Source organism: Pseudarthrobacter sp. CCNWLW207 (assembly GCF_037203945.1).
Lineage (GTDB): Bacteria > Actinomycetota > Actinomycetes > Actinomycetales > Micrococcaceae > Arthrobacter.
In genome coordinates this window covers 1-1,459 of record NZ_JBBCBS010000033.1, presented here as the reverse complement: position 1 = coordinate 1,459, position 1,459 = coordinate 1, and the positions used below count along the sequence as shown (strand labels likewise).

1 protein-coding gene is annotated in these 1,459 nt (G+C 64.6%); it reads right to left on the bottom strand.

Going from position 1 to position 1,459, the window contains the following annotated elements:
• Positions 1–1,459: amino acid permease (locus V9L17_RS21205; protein ID WP_337352795.1), on the bottom strand; the 1,459-nt coding region annotated here is incomplete at both ends.

Genomic DNA, 1,459 nt, shown 5'->3' with positions numbered 1-1,459 from the left:
GGGTTGGCGATGACGGGGGCGGTGCCGGTGAAGCCGTCGCGGGTTTCGGCGATTTCGCGGATGCGGTTGCGGCAGGCGTACCAGCCGGCGACCATGAGGGCGGAGGCGATGGCGGTGACGAGCATGGTCAGGGGTGAGTCGATGAAGACCATGATCAGGACGCTGATGAGGAAGAGCAGGGAGAGGTAGCCGGTGTAGGGGGCGCCGAACATCCGGAAGGAGGGGCGGGTCAGCCAGCCTTTGTCGGCCCAGCGTTTGAGCTGGATCTGGCACAGGACGATGGTGGCCCAGGTCATGATGATGCCTACGGAGGCGACGTTGAGGACGATTTCGAAGGCCTGGGCCGGGACGAGGTAGTTCAGCGGGACTCCGAGGAGGGACACCCCGGCGGTGATGGCGATCCCGCCGTAGGGGACGCCTGCTTTGTTCATCCGGGAGGCGAACTTGGGGGCGGAGCCGTTCACGGACATGGAGCGCAGGATCCGGCCGGTGGAGTACAGGCCGGCGTTCAGGGAGGACAGGGCGGCGGTGAGGACCACGAGGTTCATGATGACGTCCACGCCCTGGATGCCGATGGAGCCGAAGAACGTCACGAACGGGCTGACGCCCTTTTCGTAGGAGGTGTAGGGCAGCAGCAGGGCCAGCAGGATCACGGAGCCGACGTAGAACACGGCGATGCGGAAGACCACGGAGTTGATGGCCTTGGGCATGATCTTTTCCGGGTTTTCGGTCTCGCCGGCGGCGGTGCCGACCAGTTCGATCGAGGCGTAGGCGAACAGGACGCCCTGCATCAGGATGATCATGGGCAGCAGGCCGTTGGGGAAGATCCCGCCGTTATCGGAGAGCAGGCTCAGGCCCACCTGCTGGCCGTCCACGGGGGTGCCGAAGATGACGAAGTAGGTGCCCACGACCAGGAAGATGACCAGGGCCGCGACCTTGATCAGGGCGAACCAGAATTCCATCTCGCCAAAGACCTTGACCGAGACCAGGTTCAGGGCCAGGACCACGACCAGGGCGATCAGCGCCCAGGCCCACTGCGGGACGGCCGCCATCCACGGGATGTAGTGGCCGAAGAAGTTCATGTACAGGGCCGCGGCGGTGATGTCCACGATGGTGGTCGTGGCCCAGTTGATCCAGTAGAACCAGCCCGAAACGAACGCGGCCTTCTCACCGAAGAACTCCCTCGCGTAGGACACGAACGAGCCCGAGGAAGGCCGGTGCAGGACCAGTTCGCCCAACGCCCGCAGGATCAGGAACGCGAAGAACCCGCACACCGCGTAAGCAATGACCAGCGACGGGCCCGCGGCATTCAACCGGCCGCCCGCACCAAGGAACAACCCGGTCCCGATCGCACCGCCAATCGCGATCATCTGGATCTGCCGGGGCTTGAGGTTCTTGTGATAACCCTTATCCTCCGCATGCAACGCCGACTCACTGGCATGCGCATGCCCGCCGTCGA